General features: G+C 60.6%; 17 protein-coding genes. 14 read left to right on the forward strand and 3 right to left on the reverse strand.

Going from position 1 to position 19,170, the window contains the following annotated elements:
- Window positions 1-39: 39 nt before the first annotated feature.
- The 3 genes from HCR76_RS07465 to HCR76_RS07475 all read left to right on the forward strand — a co-directional run bounded on the left by HCR76_RS07465 (window position 40) and on the right by HCR76_RS07475 (window position 3,143).
- Window positions 40-996, forward strand: a complete 957-nt coding sequence (locus tag HCR76_RS07465; RefSeq protein ID WP_166989641.1) for an ROK family glucokinase — start codon at window positions 40-42, stop codon at window positions 994-996.
- A gap of 27 nt (window positions 997-1,023) precedes the next feature.
- Window positions 1,024-1,713, forward strand: coding sequence for a lysophospholipid acyltransferase family protein (locus tag HCR76_RS07470; RefSeq protein WP_166989643.1), 690 nt, complete (start codon window positions 1,024-1,026; stop codon window positions 1,711-1,713).
- Window positions 1,714-1,778: 65 nt separating this feature from the next.
- Window positions 1,779-3,143 carry a class II 3-deoxy-7-phosphoheptulonate synthase gene (locus tag HCR76_RS07475; RefSeq protein WP_166990348.1) on the forward strand — a complete coding sequence of 455 codons (1,365 nt, stop codon included), beginning with the start codon at window positions 1,779-1,781 and terminating at the stop codon, window positions 3,141-3,143.
- 53 nt (window positions 3,144-3,196) lie between these two features.
- Here the strand turns inward: HCR76_RS07475 and pknB are convergent, their stop codons facing one another.
- Together pknB and HCR76_RS07485 are read right to left on the reverse strand one after the other, a co-directional pair.
- A complete protein-coding gene (gene pknB / locus HCR76_RS07480) occupies window positions 3,197-5,158 on the reverse strand; it encodes a Stk1 family PASTA domain-containing Ser/Thr kinase (RefSeq protein ID WP_166989645.1) in 1,962 nt (653 codons plus the stop codon).
- Window positions 5,159-5,242: 84 nt separating this feature from the next.
- A complete protein-coding gene (locus HCR76_RS07485) occupies window positions 5,243-6,418 on the reverse strand; it encodes a LysM peptidoglycan-binding domain-containing protein (RefSeq protein ID WP_166989647.1) in 1,176 nt (391 codons plus the stop codon).
- Window positions 6,419-6,647: 229 nt separating this feature from the next.
- On the opposite strand from HCR76_RS07485, the gene HCR76_RS07490 reads away from it, so the two are divergent.
- On the forward strand, window positions 6,648-6,989 hold the full coding sequence (locus HCR76_RS07490) for an Rv2175c family DNA-binding protein (protein ID WP_434063578.1): 342 nt from the start codon (window positions 6,648-6,650) through the stop codon (window positions 6,987-6,989).
- A 3-nt stretch (window positions 6,990-6,992) separates the two neighbouring features.
- Here HCR76_RS07490 and HCR76_RS07495 read toward each other — a convergent pair whose 3' ends face one another.
- Window positions 6,993-8,084 (reverse strand): polyprenyl synthetase family protein, encoded by a 1,092-nt coding sequence (locus HCR76_RS07495; RefSeq protein ID WP_166989649.1) that lies wholly within the window; start codon window positions 8,082-8,084, stop codon window positions 6,993-6,995.
- 83 nt (window positions 8,085-8,167) lie between these two features.
- Between HCR76_RS07495 and HCR76_RS07500 the strand changes: the two genes are divergently transcribed.
- The 10 genes from HCR76_RS07500 to HCR76_RS07545 all read left to right on the forward strand — a co-directional run bounded on the left by HCR76_RS07500 (window position 8,168) and on the right by HCR76_RS07545 (window position 19,139).
- Window positions 8,168-8,542: an SCO2097 family morphological protein gene (locus HCR76_RS07500; protein WP_166989651.1), complete on the forward strand. Its 375-nt coding sequence runs from the start codon at window positions 8,168-8,170 to the stop codon at window positions 8,540-8,542.
- 378 nt (window positions 8,543-8,920) lie between these two features.
- Window positions 8,921-9,352 (forward strand): division/cell wall cluster transcriptional repressor MraZ, encoded by a 432-nt coding sequence (mraZ, locus tag HCR76_RS07505; RefSeq protein ID WP_166989652.1) that lies wholly within the window; start codon window positions 8,921-8,923, stop codon window positions 9,350-9,352.
- Between the two features lie 97 nt (window positions 9,353-9,449).
- Entirely contained in the window at window positions 9,450-10,406 is a 957-nt protein-coding gene (gene rsmH, locus HCR76_RS07510) for a 16S rRNA (cytosine(1402)-N(4))-methyltransferase RsmH (protein WP_166989654.1), read from the forward strand.
- Window positions 10,403-10,999: a cell division protein FtsL gene (gene ftsL / locus HCR76_RS07515; RefSeq protein ID WP_166989656.1), complete on the forward strand. Its 597-nt coding sequence runs from the start codon at window positions 10,403-10,405 to the stop codon at window positions 10,997-10,999. The genes rsmH and ftsL overlap by 4 nt, the downstream gene beginning before the upstream one ends.
- Window positions 11,000-11,028: 29 nt before the next feature.
- Window positions 11,029-12,807, forward strand: coding sequence for a peptidoglycan D,D-transpeptidase FtsI family protein (locus HCR76_RS07520; RefSeq protein ID WP_166989658.1), 1,779 nt, complete (start codon window positions 11,029-11,031; stop codon window positions 12,805-12,807).
- A gap of 40 nt (window positions 12,808-12,847) precedes the next feature.
- Window positions 12,848-14,260 (forward strand): UDP-N-acetylmuramoyl-tripeptide--D-alanyl-D-alanine ligase, encoded by a 1,413-nt coding sequence (locus tag HCR76_RS07525; protein ID WP_166989660.1) that lies wholly within the window; start codon window positions 12,848-12,850, stop codon window positions 14,258-14,260.
- The gene (gene mraY / locus HCR76_RS07530; RefSeq protein ID WP_166989663.1) at window positions 14,257-15,369 is read left to right on the forward strand and encodes a phospho-N-acetylmuramoyl-pentapeptide-transferase; all 1,113 of its coding nucleotides are present in this window, start codon (window positions 14,257-14,259) and stop codon (window positions 15,367-15,369) included. Before HCR76_RS07525 ends, mraY begins: the two co-directional genes overlap by 4 nt.
- The gene (gene murD, locus HCR76_RS07535; protein WP_166989665.1) at window positions 15,366-16,901 is read left to right on the forward strand and encodes a UDP-N-acetylmuramoyl-L-alanine--D-glutamate ligase; all 1,536 of its coding nucleotides are present in this window, start codon (window positions 15,366-15,368) and stop codon (window positions 16,899-16,901) included. The genes mraY and murD overlap by 4 nt, the downstream gene beginning before the upstream one ends.
- Complete coding sequence (ftsW, locus tag HCR76_RS07540) at window positions 16,864-18,069, forward strand: putative lipid II flippase FtsW (protein WP_235934042.1); 1,206 nt, start codon at window positions 16,864-16,866, stop codon at window positions 18,067-18,069. The genes murD and ftsW overlap by 38 nt, the downstream gene beginning before the upstream one ends.
- Window positions 18,066-19,139 carry a UDP-N-acetylglucosamine--N-acetylmuramyl-(pentapeptide) pyrophosphoryl-undecaprenol N-acetylglucosamine transferase gene (locus HCR76_RS07545; protein ID WP_166989668.1) on the forward strand — a complete coding sequence of 358 codons (1,074 nt, stop codon included), beginning with the start codon at window positions 18,066-18,068 and terminating at the stop codon, window positions 19,137-19,139. The genes ftsW and HCR76_RS07545 overlap by 4 nt, the downstream gene beginning before the upstream one ends.
- The last annotated feature ends 31 nt before the right edge of the window (window positions 19,140-19,170 follow it).

Below are 19,170 nucleotides of genomic sequence, written 5' to 3' on the forward strand. Positions count from 1 at the left end.
CGTCAGTTCCCGCGACAAAGTCATGTGTGGAGGTCAAGCGTGCACGCCATCGGGATCGATATCGGAGGAACGAAGATCGCGGGGGCCGTCGTCGATGAAGACGGTGAGATCGTCACTGAAGATCGAGTTCCGTCACCGGCCCGCGACAGTTCGGCAATAGAGGATGCTGTCGTCGAGATGGTGGAGCGCCTTCGTAACGGTCGCGACATCGCCGGGGTCGGAGTCGCCGCTGCTGGGTTTATCGATGCGGCCCAGTCGACCGTGTATTACGCGCCGAACCTGAGTTGGCGCAACGAGCCTTTTCAGGCAAAGCTTTCGGCGCGTCTGAAAATGCCCGTCGTCATCGAGAACGATGCGAATGCGGCGGGCTGGGCCGAGTTTCGGTTCGGCGCTGCGCACCTTGTCAGCGACATGGTCATGCTCACGATCGGCACGGGCGTTGGAGGTGCCATCGTCACTGGTGACGAGCTCTTTCGCGGTGGATTCGGCACAGGAGGCGAGCTCGGGCACATTCGACTCATCCCGGGTGGCCTTCCGTGTGGCTGCGGAGTGCGCGGCTGCCTTGAGCAGTACGGCTCTGGACGGGCACTTGGCCGTCTCGCCAACGAACTCGCTGACGCGGGCGGAATCGGTCAGGCGCTTGCCGATATGCGCGAGGAGCGCGGCGGCGCACTCTCCGGCGAGTCCATCTACGAGCTCATCGTTGCGGGTGACGGGGGTGCCATCATGGCTCTGCGCCGGCTTGGATCGTATATCGGTCAAGGCTGTGCAACGCTCGGAGCCGTCCTTGACCCGCAGATGTTCGTTCTCGGCGGGGGAGTCGCACAGGCGGGTGAGCTTCTGCTCGAACCCGTTCGCGCGGCGTACTTCGACAACCTTCCGGCGCGCGGTTTTCACCCGGAGCCCGAGTTCGTGATCGCAGAACTGGTCAATGATGCTGGAGTGGTTGGCGCCGCCGATTTAGCGAGGATCGCGGCAGAACGTCAGAGATCATAGCTCGCGAACGGGATACTGTTACATACGATGTTCTACTGGATCATGAAGAACGTGATTGTCGGCCCCCTCGTGACGACGATCTTCCGACCTTGGGTCGTCGGCGCTGAGAACGTGCCTGCACACGGGGCGGCAATCATCGCGAGCAACCATCTGTCAGTGATCGACTCGATCTTTCTCCCGCTTTACCTCAACCGCCGCATTTCGTTTCTCGCCAAAAGCGACTATTTCACGGGTAAAGGAATCAAAGGATGGGCGACGCGTGCGTTCATGACCGCGACGGGCCAGATCCCGATCGACCGCTCGGGCGGCAAAGCATCGGAGGCATCGCTCAACACGGGGCTTGCCGTGCTCGGACGTGGTGAGATGCTCGGTATCTATCCAGAGGGCACGCGTAGCCCCGATGCTCGCATGTACCGCGGCCGCACAGGGGTCGCACGCATGGTGCTTGAAGCCCGTGTGCCGATCATCCCTGTCGTCATGGTGAACACTGAGCACATCATGCCGATCGGAACGCGCCTGCCTCACATCAAACGCCCAGGGCTGATCTTCGGGGAGCCTCTCGACTTCAGCCGATTCGAAGGTCTCGAGGGCGACCGGTTCATTCTGCGGTCGGTCACAGACGAGCTGATGTACGAGCTGCAGAGGCTCAGCCAGCAGGAATATGTCGACGTCTACGCAACGTCGGTGAAGGACAAGCAGGCACGCGTTTCGCGATAGGCTGAGACTCGCGCATCGCGCACTCTCATTCCCGCACGCACACAGAAACAGGGCAGCCCGTGACAATGTCAAACGACCCGGTAGTGAAGGCTGATGACTCAGTGATCGCCGGTCTCGACTATTGGCGCGAGCTTCCCATCAAACAGCAGCCGGCGTGGCCGGATCAGGAGGCTGTCGCCGAAGTCTCTCGTGAGATCGAGACGCTGCCCCCCTTGGTGTTCGCTGGCGAAGTTGATCTGCTGCGTGACCGTATTGCCCGCGCTGCCCGTGGTGAGGCCTTTCTGCTTCAGGGCGGTGACTGCGCCGAGACATTTGCCGGCGCTACCGCTGACCAGATTCGCAATCGCGTCAAGACGATTCTGCAGATGGCCGTTGTGCTGACCTACGGTGCTTCCATGCCCGTCGTCAAAATGGGGCGCATGGCAGGCCAGTTCGCCAAACCGCGCTCAAGCGACACCGAGACCCGCGGGGACGTGACGCTTCCCGCATACCGTGGCGATATCGTCAACGGCTATGACTTCACTCCGGAATCTCGCCGAGCAGACCCCGGCCGTCTTCTTCGCGGGTACCACATGGCCGCATCGACGTTGAACCTCATTCGCGCATTCACTCAGGGTGGATTCGCCGATCTGCGCGAGGTGCACTCCTGGAACAAAGGGTTCGCGGCGAACCCTGCGAATCAGCGTTACGAGCACCTTGCCAAGGAAATCGACCGCGCCATCAAGTTCATGGAGGCGGCAGGGGCCGATTTCGATGAACTCAAGCGTGTCGAGTTCTACACGGCCCATGAAGGCCTGCTCATGGACTACGAGCGGCCCATGACTCGCATCGATTCGCGCACAGGTCAGCCGTACAACACGTCAGGTCACTTCATTTGGATCGGTGAGCGGACACGCGACCTCGATGGTGCCCACGTTGATTTCCTCTCGCGTGTGCACAACCCGATTGGCGTCAAGCTCGGTCCCACGACCTCCGCAGACGATATGCTGCGCCTCATTGACAAGCTCGATCCGGAACGCCGCCCGGGCCGTCTCACATTCATAACTCGAATGGGCGCGGGTAAGATCCGTGACGCGCTTCCGCCACTGCTTGAACGCATCAAACAGGAAGAGGCGAACCCGCTGTGGGTCACCGATCCGATGCACGGAAATGGCATCACGACGCCAACCGGATACAAGACTCGTCGATTTGACGACGTCGTCGACGAGGTGCAGGGCTTCTTTGAGGCCCATCGCGCTGTCGGCACCCACCCAGGTGGAATCCACGTTGAGCTCACGGGAGACGACGTCACCGAGTGTCTTGGCGGCTCTGAACACATTGACGAAGAGACCCTGTCGACGCGCTACGAGTCTCTGTGCGATCCGCGGCTCAACCACATGCAGTCGCTCGAGCTCGCATTCCTTGTTGCTGAGCAGCTCGGCAACAACTGATCACGATGTCATGACCTGGGGCCGGCTCGCTGCCGGCCCCAGGTCATTGTGCGCTAGAGGTTGGCGACGATCGTCACCGTCGACCCTCGTTTGATCATTTCTCCAGCGGCAGGATCGGTGGAATCGACGGCGAACAGGTCGTTGATGACCGCGTCCCAATACTCCTTGGGAATGTTCGAGTCGATTTTCACGGCGAACCCGTCTTCTTCCAGCGCCTGCTTGGCTTTGTTCACGGTCATTCCGACGACGTCGGGAACCTTGACGAGATCTTGACCCTTTGACACGACGAGGTTCACGCTGTCGCCGGGGGTCAGCGGGGTGTCGTAGTCGACGGAGATGACATTGCCCTTCGCAACGTCATCGCTGAACTGCTCCGAGACCGAGCCGAGCTCGAGTCCGGCTTCATCCAGAGCTTCTGTAGCGGCATCCTGCGTTTCGCCGACGAGTTGCGGCACAGCTCCGACGGACACAACCACATCAACAGTCTTGCCCTGGTATGTGTCGACGCCGCCTGTAACGTCGTCACCATCGATGGATGCTGCGATCACGCCATCTGCGCTAACGTCAGAATTGAATTGGTAACTGGTGTCGCCCATCTTCAAGCCCAGGTCTTCGATGGTCTTCTGTGCCTCCGAGACGGGCACACCTGCCAAAGACGGGAGGGTCTCTGGCTTCGGCCCGAGAGAGACCTTCACAGTCACCGTAGAGTTCTTGTACACGAGATCGCCCGGGCTGGGACTCGTGCTCGTCACCATCCCTTTCTCAATGTCGAGGCTGTATTCCTCGCCGGCTTTGACGAGGAGCCCAAGCTCGGTGAGCGCCGCTGACGCTTCGTCGGGAGAGCCGCCAACGAGATTGTCAGGAATGGCGATACGCGAACCGGGACCGGTGCCGAAGTACCACCCGGTTCCGCCCACGACACCACACAGAAGAACGACGATCAGAAACATCCACAAGCCTTTGTGGCGACGCTTGGTGACTGTCGTCGTGAGTTTCTTGACCGTGCCTGTGGCTGCCACCATTGAGCCGAGCGGATCTGTTGTGCCCGTCGTCGCCGATGGAGATTCGAACGCTGTCGTTGCGCCGAACGCCGTTGTAGCGCCCAGGGCGACTGTGTCGTCCATCGGGAATGCGGCAGTGTGTTGCGTCGGCGCTGCAGAGAGGCTGTAACCGAGCTCGGCTTCTACCTCGTGCAGCCGATCGAGCATCTCTTGCGCGTCGGCTGGCCGTTCGTCGGGATCGCGCTCGGTCGCCCAGAGCACCATGTCATCGATCTCGTCCGGAATGTTTGGGACGCGGGCACTGGGGCGGGGAACAGAATCATTCGCGTGCTGGTAGGCGATCTGCATCGGTTGCTCGCCCTTGTACGGCTGGTCGCCTGTGAGCATCTCATACATCATGATGCCGAGTGCATAGATGTCGCTGCGTGTATCGGCCATGCCTCGAGTGACAAGCTCGGGGGAGAGGTAGGCGATGGTGCCGAGCAGGGCCTGCCCCGTAGCAGTGTTCGCGGAGGCCGCTCGAGCAAGCCCGAAGTCGCTGATCTTGATGCGGCCATCATCGGCGAGCAGCACATTCTCGGGTTTCACATCGCGATGCACGATACCGGCACGGTGCGCCGACGCCAGGCCGGTGAGAACGGCGTCCATGATGTCGACAACTTGCTGCGATGTCAACGAGCCGTGATCGCGAAGCAACTCACGGAGTGTGATTCCCGGCAGGTACTCCATGATCAAATAAGCCATGTCGCCGTCTTGACCCTGGTCGAAGACGCTGACAACGTGTGGATTCGCGAGTCGAGCCGCCGAGCGAGCTTCTTGCACGAACCGGTTGGTGAACGCCTGGTCATCGCTCAGGTGACCGTGCATCACCTTGATCGCGACGCGCCGCTCCAACCGATGATCGGTCGCGACGTAGACTGTAGCCATTCCTCCGCGCGCGATACGCGAGCGCACCTCATACCGGCCGTCGATTACACGGCCGATCAGAGGATCGGTTTGCTGGCTAGTCGTCACGACTCGAGTCTACGAACCGCACACTGAGTGTCGGCACGGACACACGGGTTGCGCGCCTATTCGCCCCTCTTCGTTATGGGATTGTCAGCCGAGCTGCGTCACCCAGGCACGAGCGGACGTCTCCCATTTCGCATACGCGTCGGGGTAGGCCGAGATCTGCACGGCCTGCGCAGCATCTGTCACAGACATGTCTTTCCACCCAGAGATGTCGAGAAGTCCACGGGTCTTCCCTGAGACGCCGACAAAGAATACCTTTGCCGCATACTCGGGGTTCATGATCTGCTCTTTTGTGCCCCAACCCTGACTTGAGCGCTGTTGAAAGAGCCCGAGCGAGTCGCGATCGCCGCCATCGATGTTACGCAGACTCGACTCCTGCATGGCTGCGGCCAGCGCGATGACGAGACCGTAGTCGCTGACCCCCAGAGTGTGCCCAACCCGGATGATCGTCTGGGCGTTCGTCTTCATCTCAGCTGTCAGCGGCGCGACGGTATCGTTTGTCGACTTCTTCGCCGATTCAGACTCCGTGGAGCCTGAGCCGGGGATTGTGAGTTTCTGTCCCACATAGATGATGCTCGACCAGGTAAGCCCATTCGCATCGAGCACAGCCTGAATACTCACGTCGTGTGCGGAGGCGATACCGCCGACGGTGTCACCGGAGACGACGGTGTACGTTGCGCCCTTTGGTGTGGAGTCACGTGGCTCGGACTTCTTCGACTCAGAATCCTTCGAGTCAGACGAGGTTCCGGGAATCGTCAGCTTCTGGCCGGGGTAAATGACGCTCGACCACGACAACGAATTGGCCGTGAGCACGGACTGTGTACTGACACCGTGCGCGCTGGCGATACGGCCGACAGTATCGCCCGATTTCACAACGTACGTCGACTGAGTGGATGCTGTCGTTGCGGCTGTGGATGCTCCGGGAGACGCTGACGAGCCTTTCGCCACGAGAGCGAGATTCTGGCCTTCGTGAACGGAGCTGTCCGTGGCTAGACCATTGAGCGCCGCAACGGTTTCGGCTGAGAGTCCAAAGCGCGTCGCGATCACCGAGAGGCTGTCGTTCGCGCCCACCGTGTACGACTCCGGTGCTGGAAGAAAGTGCGACTTCAGCGTGAGGCTGCCCGTGCCACGTGTGAATCCATCGGGCCCGTAGTCGGCGGTGTGGTGCTCGTCGGCGTGAGCCGGCATGATCTGCATTCCGGCGGCGACAGCGCTCATCAGAGCAATCGGCACGATACTTTTCTTGACGGTTGTCGTCGGCATCCTGGTCCCCCTCGCAATGTCGTACAACGTCCCAACCGTTACACACGCGTGTGAAGCGTGTCAATAAAAGAGGTACATGAGTTCTGTGTTATGTAACGGGTTATTGATATTCAAGTGGCAGATGTGGTTAATGTGGTGAACGTTATGAAGAGGGGGAGAAGCGAAGCTCCTAGTCAGCTGCTCAGGGTCGCAACTGGCCTGAGTCCGTCAACCGTGGCACACTCGAATCGTGACTCACGACGCCGCCCCCTCTGACTGGCTTACCATTCCCGACCTCGCCGAGATGCTCGATGTGAAGCTGAGTCGGGTGCGTCGGCTAATTGAAGATCGCGAGCTGCTGGCAGTGCGCCGAGACGGTGTTCTCGTTGTGCCCGCTGATTTCTTGCGTGATGGAGAGCCGCTCAAGGAGCTTCGCGGCACATTCATTCTGCTGTCTGATGCGGGATTTAACGATGACGAGATTCTCGCCTGGCTCACTGAAGCCGACGATTCCATCGGCGATACTCCGTTGAATGCGCTGCGAGCCGGACGCAAATCCGAGGTGCGACGCGTCGCTCAGGCGCTCGCGTAGCGATTACGCGTCGCGCTGCGTGACAGCATCCGCAAGTTCGAGCAGCTCGTCGATGGCGACACCATCAAGCGGAGCACGTCTGATCGCCTCTGAGGCCTTTGCTACTTCGTCGACGATGCGGGTTTCCACCTGCGCGTCAGCGCCGCTCTCGCGGATCAATGTCTGAATTCGGGTGACGTCCGCGTCACCGAGCCGCGGATCGCCAAGAAGCCCGTCGATTTCGTCGCGTCCCGCGGAGGAGAGGGCCATTCGGGTGAGCCCGATGAGAACCGTGCGCTTTCCCTCGCGTAGGTCGTCGCCGCTTGGCTTCCCCGTCACAGCTGAGTCGCCGAAGACTCCGAGAAGGTCGTCGCGAAGCTGATATGCGATGCCGAGGGGGAGCCCATACGCGCGAAGTGCGGCTAGTTGGTCAGCGCGGCCTCCGCCCACGATGGCGCCGAGCGAAAGGGGAGCTTCGACGCTGTACTTGGCGGATTTAAACGTCGCGACAGTCTCGGCGCGCCGCACCTGTTCGGCATTGCTATGCGTAGCCCAGGACTTCTCTTCGAGGATGTCGAGAAACTGGCCGGCTGTCACCTCAGTGCGCATGCGACGAAATTCGTCGCGGGCTTCGCGTGCGATCGCGGCGTCGTTCAGTGCCGAGAGCGCGTCGTCGAGCAGCTCATCACTCCAGCCGAGCAGAAGGTCCCCCAGAAGGATGGCAGCAGAACGTCCATACTCCGCAGAATCTCCTGCCCAACGGGAGTGCATGTGCTGTCGTTCGAATCGCCGATGTGCTGAGGGGCGCCCGCGACGAGTATCTGAATTATCAATGATGTCGTCGTGAATGAGGGCTGCGGCGTGGAAAATCTCGAGTGCGGCTGCCGCTCCGACAATGGCCTCGGTCGAATTCGATGCTGATGTTCCGGTTACCGCGTGCCAGCCCTGATGGCAGAACTGGGCCCTGAACCTTTTTCCACCTCTGAGAAACTCCCTTGAGAAGCTTGAAAATTCAGCTGTTTCGTCGGCGACTCGCGCCAAGATAGAGGTACGCGCACTGAGAAACTCGTCGAGCCGAGTCTGGACAAACTGGAGCAGATGCTGTGGATCAGGCACGCGTCTAGCCTAGCCACATGCGGGCGGGATAGAATTGCTGTAGACATTGAGTCGCATCCGAACTCGCGAGAAGGGGGAAGGCGATGCCACTATCTGAACAGGAGCAGAGGCTCCTCGATGAGATGGAGCGTCACCTCTATAGGAATGACGCTGATTTCGTCTCGACGGCAGGGGATCGTCGAGGCCGTCCCTCGTACCGAAGCATTGCTCTGGGCAGCCTTGTTGTGCTCATCGGCATTGGCGCGCTTGTCGCCGCTGTCATGATTCAGCAGCCCGTCGTCGGAGTTGTCGGTTTCGTCGTCATGCTCGGTGGCGTGCTTCTGGCGATGCAGCCATCGAAGAATTCCGCAGAGCCCGCTGGGGACAAGACCAAAGCACAGAAGCCCGTGCATGACGGCGGGAATTTCATGGACAAGATGAACGATCGCTGGGATCGCCGCCAGGAGAACGAACGCTGATCGTGAGGTAGCTCCGCCAGAAGGAGCGTGAAAAGGAACCGACCCGAGGGTCGGTTCCTTTTTTATGTGTGCTGGGCGGAGACTGCGCATACCCACTTTCCTCCACGACGGATCTTTGGCGTTCCACCGCAGGAGTCGTCTCGTGTCTGTATGAGGGCTGCTGGTGATGTTCCCGGCGCCTTACGCATTGATTGTGCCAACGGCGGCTCCAAAACGTAAAAATTTCCTCCACCCTCCTCCACCGCATATTTCCTTGTGTTTACAGGGTTTATTACGGTAACTTCGCAAGCAATACCAGAATGTGCTTCTGTTTGTGGTGCATTGTGGAGTAAAGTGGAGTAAGACTCCACGTTGGCCGGCGAAGAGGGGGAGGGTTCGATGTTTCTCGGCACGTACTCTCCGAAGCTCGACGACAAAGGGCGCATCATTCTTCCGGCGAAGTTTCGCGATGAACTCGCTGGTGGCGTCGTGATGACTCGGGGGCAGGAAAACTGCATCTACGTATTCAGCACGCGTGAGTTTGAGGACATGCACGAGAAGATCCGGCAGGCCCCGGTGACCTCGAAGCAGGCGCGCGACTATCTCCGTGTTTTCCTCTCGGGCGCAAGTCCCGAGACTCCAGACAAGCAAAACCGCATTACCATCCCGCACAACCTTCGTTCCTATGCGGGCCTTGACCGCGAGCTGACGGTCATCGGCGCGGGAAGCCGTGCTGAGATCTGGGACTCCGAGGCTTGGGAGACCTACCTCGCCGAGCAGGAATCAGTCTTCTCCGACACTGCGGAGGAGGTGATCCCGGGGCTCTTCTGATCCCTCGTCGCCGACTCCCAGCCGTTGGCGCCCTGACACACTTCCCCGGTGCCAGGTCGGACGGATGGGGATCAGCGACGAGGGCCCGGTGATATCAATGGCACACAACGACATTCACACCCCGGTACTGCTCGACCGTTGCGTCAACCTTCTCGCTCCGGCCCTTGACGGGCCCGGGCGCGTCGTGATCGACGCGACGCTCGGCATGGGCGGACACAGTGAGGCGCTGCTCGACAGGTTTCCCGACGTACACCTGATCGGGATCGACAGAGATGCCGACGCGCTTCAGATCGCGGAGGAGCGGCTTGCACCTTTCGGTGATCGCGCGACATTCGTCAAGACGGAGTATGACGACATTGTCGGAGCACTCGAGGTCGCCAAGGTTGAGCGCCTTGACGGCATCCTGTTCGACCTCGGTGTGTCATCACTTCAGCTTGACCGCGCAGAACGCGGGTTCTCATACTCGCAAGACGCGCCGCTCGACATGCGAATGGACGCGGACAGCGAGCTCACCGCTGAGAAGGTGCTCGCGACGTACAGCGAGGCAGATCTCAGAAGAATCTTTCACCGTTACGGCGAAGAGAAGCTCGCTGGACGATTTGCGCGAACGATTGTGGATACGCGCGATGAGCAGCCTCTGCGCACGTCCGCGCAGCTTGTGCAGCTGATCGATAAGGCAACGCCAGCGGCTGTGCGCCGCAGCGGCCACCCAGCAAAGCGTGTATTCCAGGCACTGCGCATCGAGGTAAACAGGGAGCTTGCCGTGCTGGAGAGCGCTATTCCCTCAGCACTCGATGCCATCGCCGTCGGAGGACGCATTGTCGTCATGTCGTATCAGTCTCTTGAGGATCGCATCGTCAAGCGGGCATTTCACGCGGCGTCCCAGTCGAGTGCACCCGCAGGACTGCCGGTTGAGCTGCCGGAGCACCAAGCGAAATTTGAACTGCTGACGCGCGGCGCCGAACGCGCGAGTGAGACGGAGATAGCTGCGAATCCGCGGGCCACACCTGTGCGGCTCCGCGCAGCAGAACGAATCAGGGGGAAGAAACTATGAGCACTGGAGTGGCGCGCAGCATCCGCCCGCTTCGGGCGCCGGAACGCGAGACGCAACGGCCCCCGCTTCGTGCAGTTCCGCTGCGTACCGTCAGAAAGTCACGCCCGAAGATTGCCTACGCGGTTACGACGATCGCTGCAGTCAGCGGCATCGTCGTTGCGCAGCTGCTTTCGAGCGTTGCCCTCAGCCAGGGTGCGTACGAGCTTTCGGCGCTCAAGTCGCAGCAGGGAGATCTTCAGCTTGCGCAGCAGTCACTCACCGAGCAGATCGAGGTGCTCAGCTCGCCCCAGTACATCGCCGAAAGTGCGCAGTCACTTGGAATGGTGATCAACCAGAGCCCCGTTTACATTCGTCTCTCTGACGGAACGGTGCTCGGTCAGCCGGGCCCCGGGGGAGAAGCAACGGAGCGCCCTCTCGCCAATGGCATGGTCGGCAATAGTCTCGTGGACCAGCTGGGGCCAGTCGGAACGAAGAAAGACGATTCATCGCAGCGCGACTCTGAGGATTCCCAAGGGACAGGCGAGTCGGGTTCGAATCCGCCGCCCACGCAGGTAATCTTCGAAAACGGCCTACCGTCTCCGAAAACCCACTGACGTAGCCGTGTCGTCGTGAGGATCCCCTAGTGCAACACGCGAATCGAACCAGCAGGCGTCGTGCCGTCATTGCGGTCATCTGCGTTCTTGGCGTTTTCGCCGCATTCGTCATTCGGCTCATTGACATTCAGGTTGTGAATGCCTCGCAATTACAGGCGGATGCTTCAGACAAGACGTCGGGCGAACTCACCGTGTACGGTGAGCGCGGCGACATCGTCGATTCCAGTGGTGAAGTGCTGGCCGGCAGCGTAATGCGTTACGACCTTTCTGTCTCACCGGCAAACGTCAATCAGTTCACCCGCACGGGAGATGACGGCAAGAAGACGAAGGTGAGCGTCGAGCAAGCCGCGAGTGAAGTCGGTGACATTATCGGCGTTTCGGGCAAAGACATCCTCGGCATCGTCTCGGATGCATTAGACGAGAACGCCGATTCGCTTTACGCGCGCATCGCGAAGTCGGTAGACGTCGATCAATATCGCGCTGTCGATGCTCTCGATATTCCCTGGCTGTATGCCAAAAAGCATCCGGCCCGCTTTTATCCGAACGGCGCTATCGCGGGAAACGTTGTCGGGTTCGTCGGTTCAGACCAAGAGCCGCTAGCCGGCGTCGAGCGATTCATGAACACGTGCCTGAAGTCGCAAAACGGCACGCAGGCATACCAGCGAGGCAAAGACGGCGTCGCGATCCCCGGATCGGTGCAGACCACTCAGCCGGCAGAGAACGGCGGCACCGTCAAGCTGACGCTCGACTCGGATCTGCAGTGGTATGCGCAGCAGCGACTTGCCGAGCAGGTGACCGCCACAAAGGGTACCTGGGGAATCGTCACGGTGATGGAGGCGAAGACGGGCAAGATCAAGGCATTAGCCGAGTATCCGTCTGTCGACCCGACGAATGTCTCGGCGACTGATCCTGAGGACCGCGGGGCTCGTGCATTCACGACTCCCTACGAGCCAGGGTCCACCTTCAAGGCGCTCATCGCCGCTTCGCTGATCGACGCCGGACTCGCAGATCCGACGACGCACGTTGTCGCCGATGGCTGGTACTACCCGAGCAATGGTGCTGAGATCAAAGACTCGTTCCCGCATGGACCGATGAACCTCACGCTGACCGGCGTCATTGCGGAATCATCGAACACGGGTATCTCGCAACTGGGGGAGAAGATGTCGGCAAAGGACCGATACGAGTATCTCCAGAAGTTCGGAGTGGGGACGAAGAGCTCAATCGGATTTCCCGGGGAGTCATCGGGCGTGCTGCATCCGTGGGAGAAATGGGACAACCAGACCTTCTACGCGACAATGTTCGGGCAGGGGCTGACCTCGACAGCCATTCAAGACGTGAGCGCTTACCAGGCGCTTGCAAACGGGGGCGTGAGGCTCCCGGCTCAACTCGTGGAAGGCTGCCAGCAGCCAGACGGAACACTGACGAATGCTCCCAGCAGCGACGGGACGCGTGTGGTGTCGGAGAACGCCGCAGATCTGACGGTGCAGATGCTCGAGAGCGTTCCGACCGAAGGCCACTTCGGTACGACGCTGCAGATTCCCGGCTACCGTGTTGCGGCAAAATCGGGAACGGCTCAGCAGGGCGACGGGTCCGGTGGCTTGAAATCCACGTATATCGTGTCGATGACGGGAATGGCACCAGCGGAAGACCCTGAGTATGTGGTTTCAGTTACGATCGCGAACCCGACTACCATTAGGTCGTCTGCGGCTGCAGCTCCGACCTTCCAGCAGGTGCTGACACAGGTCTTGAAGTCGTATGATGTCCCGCCGTCAACGGAGCCGGCTCCCAACTGGCCGACGCGATTTTGAAACATCGCGTCAGGCCACACACGAAGGAGACAATGCACCGGTGATCACACTCACCATCGGCGAGATCGCCACAGCCGTATCGGGGCGATATGACACGGCGGGCACGGATGCCACCGAGCTCACGGCCGTCTCTGGGCATGTCGAGACGGATTCCCGTGAGATCGAGACGAGCGGCATCTTCGTGGCGAAGCCCGGCGACGTTACCGATGGGCACCACTTCGTCGGTGCAGCGCTGCAGAACGGCGCCGCGCTTGCGATTGTGGAGCACCGCGTTGATGTGGCGATTCCTCAGATCATCGTGGACGATGCCGTCGATGCACTGGCCGCTCTCGCCGCGGAAGTTGTGCGGCGTGTCAAAGCTCAGGGAACACTGACGGTCATCGGCATCACCGGGTCAAACGGCAAGACAACAACGAAGAACCTGCTGGGCGCGATCCTTTCTCCGGATGCTGAGACGGTGACGCCCCGCAACTCGTTCAACAACACAGTCGGCGCGCCGACGACGATGCTTCGGGTCACCGAGTCGACGCGGTATCTGATTTCTGAAATGGGAGCGTCCGGGCCCGGACACATCGCGCATCTTGCCGCGATCGCGCAGCCCGACATCGGTGTCGAACTTAAAGTGGGAATGGCCCATGCGGGAGGGTTCGGCGGGATCGAGCAGACGGCAGCCGCGAAGACCGAGCTCGTCGCGGCGCTATCCGCTGACGGAGTGGCGATTCTCAACAGGGACGACCCCCGGGTCGTGGCGATGGCTTCACAGACGCCCGCTCGCGTCGTGTGGTTCGGCGAGCACAACGAAGCCGATGTGCGTGCCGCCGACATCAACGTCACGGCGGCCGGAACCCAGTTCACTCTGACGACCTCCGATGGCGACAGCATCCCCGTCTCGTTCAAGGTGCTCGGTGAGCATCATGTCTGGAACGCCCTCGCCGCGTTGGCGGTTGCGCGCGAGCTGTGTGTACCGCTCGAGACCGCCGTACGCCGGCTTGAATCTGTGACGCGCGCTGAGCGCTGGCGCATGGAAGTCATGGGCGGCCGAGACAAAATCACGATCATCAATGACGCATACAACGCGAGCCCCGATTCGATGGCGGCCGCGCTGAAGACCCTCGCGCTCATCACCCCGCGGCAGCAGAGAACGGTCGCGGTTCTTGGCGCGATGAGTGAGCTCGGGGAGTTCACCGGAGACGAGCATGATCGCATCGGTCTGATGGCTGTGCGCCTGGGAATCGACCAACTCGTTGTCGTCGGCCCCGAAGCCAGACGGTTGCACATCTCCGCAATCAACGAGGGCTCGTGGGACGGCGAATCAACATTTATGCAGACGGCCGATGAAGCGTATGAGTACCTTGCGGATGAGCTTCGGGCCGGAGACACCGTGCTCGTGAAATCATCGAACTCTGTTGGTCTGCGTTTTCTCGGCGACCGGTTGGGAGAATTGTTCTCGTGATCGCACTACTCACGGCCGGAGCCCTCTCGGGGGCGTTCTCGCTCTTCATGACTCCGCTCTTCATCCGCCTGTTCCGAGCACTCGGGTGGGGACAGTTCATTCGCGATGACGGCCCGCAGTCGCATCATTCGAAGAAGGGCACCGCCACGATGGGCGGCATCGTCGTCATCGTCGGCGTTTTCTTCGGGTACTTCACGGCGATGCTGATTACGGGCGACCGCATCAGCGTTTCGGCACTCCTTGTTCTGTTCATGATGGTCGGACTCGGCGTCGTCGGCTTCGTCGACGACTTTCTGAAGACGCGCAAGCAGCAGAGTCTGGGCCTCGGCGGCTGGGAGAAGATCGTCGGCCAGGTAATTGTTGCCGCCGTCTTCGCGGTTCTGGCTATCGGTTTCCCGAATAGTCAGGGGGTAACTCCGGGTTCCACCGCGGTGTCTTTCATCAGGGACCTCAATATCGATTTCCTCGCACTCACTCAGTGGGGGCTTGCCGGAACCATCATCGGATTCATTCTCTACTTTGTCTGGATCTCGTTTATCGTCACTGCCACGTCGAATGGCGTCAACGTCACAGACGGCCTCGATGGGCTCGCGACCGGGGCCAGCATCTTCGCTATCGGCTCCTACGTCATCATCGGGTTCTGGCAATACAACCAGTCTTGTTTCAGCACGGCGCTGCAGGGTGATCTCGTGTACAAGTGCTACGACGTCGTCGATCCGCTGGGTCTTGCCATCGTCGCGGCGGCAATCGTCGGCTCGCTGATCGGATTTCTCTGGTGGAACACGACACCCGCGCAGATCTTCCTCGGTGACACCGGATCGCTCGCCCTCGGCGGTGCCGTCGCAGCTCTCGCGATCCTCACCCACACCGAAATCCTCCTCGTGTTCATCGGCGGACTGTTCGTGATCGAAGCAGGCTCGGTCATCGTTCAGCGCATGTACTTCAAACTCACGCACGGCAAGCGCATCTTTTTGATGAGTCCGATTCACCACCACTTCGAGCTCAAGGGGTGGGCCGAGATCACCGTTGTCGTCCGGTTCTGGATTATCGGTGGTCTACTCGTCGCGGCCGGCGTCGGCACCTTCTACATCGAGTGGATCACTCGATGACTCCGAGGCATGCAGTTCCGGACCGCCTTGTCGGTCTGACGAGCTGGCACGCTGATTGGAGCGGACTCCGCGTCGTCATTCTCGGTCTCGGGGCGACGGGGTTCTCGGTCGCAGACACACTCACCGAGCTGGGCGCCGACGTCCTCGTCGTCGCCGAGAGCGCGTCTGATGAATACACAAGGCTTGTCTCTGTGATCGGCGCTACATTGTTCACGGGCGACCTGCGGCACCCGCCGACTGAGGTGATCGAGCACGATCCCGAGCTGATCGTCGCCTCCCCGGGCTTCTCGCCACATCATCCGATGATCGAGTGGGCCACGGCTCAGATGATTCCGTTGTGGGGCGATATCGAACTTGCCTGGCGTGTCCGCGACAAGGTCGGGACGCCTGCCGAGTGGATGCTCGTCACAGGAACGAACGGCAAGACGACGACCGTGCAGCTCACGGCCTCGATTATTGCCGCTGCCGGTCACAGGGTCGCACCGTGCGGCAATATTGGTGTTCCTGTGCTCGATGCCGTGCGCGATCCCCAGGGGTTTGATGTTTTCGTCGTCGAGCTCTCGAGCCACCAGCTTCACTATCTTGCATCGACGAATGCCGCGGTGTCACCGCATTCAGCTGTGTGCCTGAATATCGCGAATGATCATCTTGAGTGGCACGGCACGTTCGACGCCTATCGTGATGCAAAGGCGCGCGTGTACGAGAATACTCGTGTCGCGTGTGTCTATAACAAGGCGGATGCTGCCACTCGGACGATGGTCGAGAATGCCGAGGTGGTCGAGGGCGCACGCGCGATCGGCTTCGATCTCGGCATCCCCGGCCCCAGCGACCTCGGCGTCGTCGACGGCATCCTGTGTGACAGGGCGTTTCTCGATGATCGCCGAAGCTCGGCACTCGAGATCATCACTCTCGACGAGTTGCACGCACAGGGTCTCGCCGCACCACACGTGGTTGCGAACATCCTTGCGGCATCCGCTCTCGCTCGAGCGTATGGCGTTCCGCCTGAGACGATCAAGCAAGCGCTTCGTGGCTTCTCACTTGATCCGCATCGGATTCAGCTGGTGCTCGATCACGACGGCATCCGCTGGATCAACGACTCGAAGGCAACAAACCCGCATGCGGCAGACGCCTCGCTCACCGCGTTCGAGTCCGTCGTCTGGGTTCTGGGCGGTCTCCTGAAGGGCGTCGATATCGGGCCGCTCATTGCACGACACGCCTCGCGGCTGCGGGGAGCGGTGATCATCGGAACCGAGCAGCAGGCCGTTACCTCTGCATTGCAGCGACACGCGCCCGACATTCCGGTAATTGACGTTGACCCGGCCGAAACTGAAACTGTCATGACGCGCGCCGTGCACGCTGCGCTCGGAATGGCTGAACCGGGTGATGTCGTGCTGTTAGCTCCGGCGGCAGCTTCGCTCGACCAGTTCACGGGTTATGACCAGCGCGGCACGTACTTCGCGCAGGCCGTCAACGAGATTCAGGGAGGTGGGGCCGATGACCAATCAGAGGAGCCTCACCGAACCGAGAGCTGAGCGAAGGGGCTTCACTTCCGCACGTATTTCGCTGGGCAAGATCGATAAAGCCGTCCCGTCGAACTTCGTGCTTCTGCTTGGAGTGACTCTTTTTCTCGTCGTCTTCGGCCTGATCATGGTCGCATCGTCGTCGACGATTGATTCGTACCTTGACTCGCAAGGTTTCTTCGGCGGATTCTGGAAGCAGGCGACGTACGCGGCTATCGGCGTTCCACTCATGCTCATCATGAGCAGGTTTCCGATTTCGTTTTGGAAGACCTGGGCATGGCCCGCCATGATCTTTGCCCTCATCCTTCAGATGCTCGTCTTCACTCCCCTGGGCATTGAAGATGGTGGTAACCGAAACTGGATCGCTATCGGACCCGTCAGCGGCCAGCCGTCTGAGTTGGTGAAGGTCGCCCTAGTCATCTGGCTTGCAGCGGTTCTCACACGTAAGCAGCCGCTTCTCGGCAAGTGGTACCACGTGCTGATTCCCGTGCTCCCTGTTGCGGGCGCCGCAATCGGCCTTGTGCTGCTCGGTCATGACCTCGGCACGGTGAGCATTATGGCAGGCATTGTGCTGGGTGCGCTGTTCTTCGCGAACGTGAAGCTTCGCTACCTCGCGGTTCCGGTGATCGGCGGCGTGGCTCTGCTGGCCGTCATGGCGCTGACAAGCGAGAACCGGATGCGGCGTATTACATCGTTTCTCGATGCGCAGTGCCTGGACTACGAGGGTTTGTGCTGGCAGCCACTGCACGGCACGTGGGCATTGGCCGGTGGCGCAATCTTCGGTCGAGGTCTCGGCAATTCGCACGAAAAGTGGGCGTGGCTTCCTGCAGCATCCAACGACTACATCTTTGCGATCATCGGTGAGGAGCTCGGACTCATCGGGTGCGTTGTGCTGCTCGCGCTCTTCGTCGTGATGGCGATTGTGTTTCTCCGCATCATGCGGTCGGCCAGTGACCCATTTACCCGCATTGCGACGGGTACAGTAATGGTTTGGATCATCGGGCAGGCCTTCGTGAATATCGGAGTCGTGCTTCGGGTGTTCCCCGTGCTTGGAGTCCCACTGCCGTTCATCTCGGCAGGAGGTACCGCCCTACTCACGGGAATGATGGCGATCGGCGTTGTGCTCTCATGCGCACGCCATGACGATGCGAGCCTGGCTCGCACGAAGGCGAGACAATGACTCGATATCTCCTGGCCGGGGGTGGGACTGCCGGGCACGTGAACCCGCTTCTCGCGACCGCAGACGCGATCCGCGAGCGCGAGCCCGACGCCGAGGTCGTCGTGCTGGGCACACAAGAAGGGCTCGAGGCGCGGCTGGTCCCCGAGAGAGGCTACGAACTCGTCACCATCCCGAAGGTGCCATTCCCACGTCGCATCAACGGCGCGGCCTTCCGCTTTCCGGGGCTATTCCGGCGTGCACGTCAACAAACCGCTCGGCTGATCGCCGAACGGTCGATCGATGTCGTTGTCGGTTTCGGCGGGTACGCGTCCACGCCCGCCTATGTCGCGTCCAAGAAGGCGAAAGTGCCGCTCGTCATCCACGAGGCGAACGCGCGGCCAGGGCTCGCGAACCGGCTGGGAATTCGCTATACGACATTCGTCGGAGTCGCCTTTCACGGAACTCGCCTGAAGCATGCTCGCTTTGTCGGGATGCCGTTGCGTTCAGAGATCGAAAGAATCGACATCGACGTGGCGCGTCGTGAGGGACTGACTCGTTTCGGACTCGATCCCGATCGAAGAACCCTCCTAGTCACGGGAGGTTCCCAAGGGGCTCGTCGATTGAACTCGACGGTCATCGACACAGCAGCGAAGATCATCGGCACAGGCTGGCAGATTATTCATCTCGTCGGTGGCAAAGCGGACGTCACTGATCCGGGCATCGAGCACTATCACATGATGCGGTACTGCGATCGCATGGATCTGGCACTCGCCGTCGCCGATTTCGCGGTGTCTCGCGCTGGCGCAGCAACGGTTTCTGAACTCACTGCTGTCGGCGTGCCTGCCGTGTACGTTCCGTACCCTGTCGGTAATGGAGAGCAGAGGCTCAACGCCGCGGATGTCGTTGGAGCAAATGGTGCGCTGCTCATCGCCGATGCCCTCTTCGTTCCATCGTGGATCGACGACACATTGATCCCGCTGCTGAACGATCGTGTGCGACTTCACGACATGGCCGTGCAGAGCCGGCACATCGGCTCGCGTGAAGGCTCACAGCGTATGCTTCAGCTCATCGACGACGCCCTCGATAACTGACCCCGCCTTCACCAGACTGCGAAAGACTTAC

This window comes from Paramicrobacterium chengjingii (genome assembly GCF_011751765.2).
Classification (GTDB): Bacteria; Actinomycetota; Actinomycetes; order Actinomycetales; family Microbacteriaceae; genus Paramicrobacterium; species Paramicrobacterium chengjingii.

What these genes read in the sequence shown, in the direction of transcription:
- HCR76_RS07470 (WP_166989643.1), top strand. Translation starts at nt 1,024, where the DNA reads ATGTTCTACTGGATCATGAAGAACGTGATTGTCGGCCCCCTCGTGACG.
- HCR76_RS07475 (WP_166990348.1), top strand. Translation starts at nt 1,779, where the DNA reads ATGTCAAACGACCCGGTAGTGAAGGCTGATGACTCAGTGATCGCCGGT.
- HCR76_RS07485 (WP_166989647.1), bottom strand. Translation starts at nt 6,418, where the DNA reads ATGCCGACGACAACCGTCAAGAAAAGTATCGTGCCGATTGCTCTGATG.
- HCR76_RS07500 (WP_166989651.1), top strand. Translation starts at nt 8,168, where the DNA reads ATGCCACTATCTGAACAGGAGCAGAGGCTCCTCGATGAGATGGAGCGT.
- mraZ (WP_166989652.1), top strand. Translation starts at nt 8,921, where the DNA reads ATGTTTCTCGGCACGTACTCTCCGAAGCTCGACGACAAAGGGCGCATC.
- rsmH (WP_166989654.1), top strand. Translation starts at nt 9,450, where the DNA reads ATGGCACACAACGACATTCACACCCCGGTACTGCTCGACCGTTGCGTC.
- ftsL (WP_166989656.1), top strand. Translation starts at nt 10,403, where the DNA reads ATGAGCACTGGAGTGGCGCGCAGCATCCGCCCGCTTCGGGCGCCGGAA.
- murD (WP_166989665.1), top strand. Translation starts at nt 15,366, where the DNA reads ATGACTCCGAGGCATGCAGTTCCGGACCGCCTTGTCGGTCTGACGAGC.
- ftsW (WP_235934042.1), top strand. Translation starts at nt 16,864, where the DNA reads ATGACCAATCAGAGGAGCCTCACCGAACCGAGAGCTGAGCGAAGGGGC.
- HCR76_RS07545 (WP_166989668.1), top strand. Translation starts at nt 18,066, where the DNA reads ATGACTCGATATCTCCTGGCCGGGGGTGGGACTGCCGGGCACGTGAAC.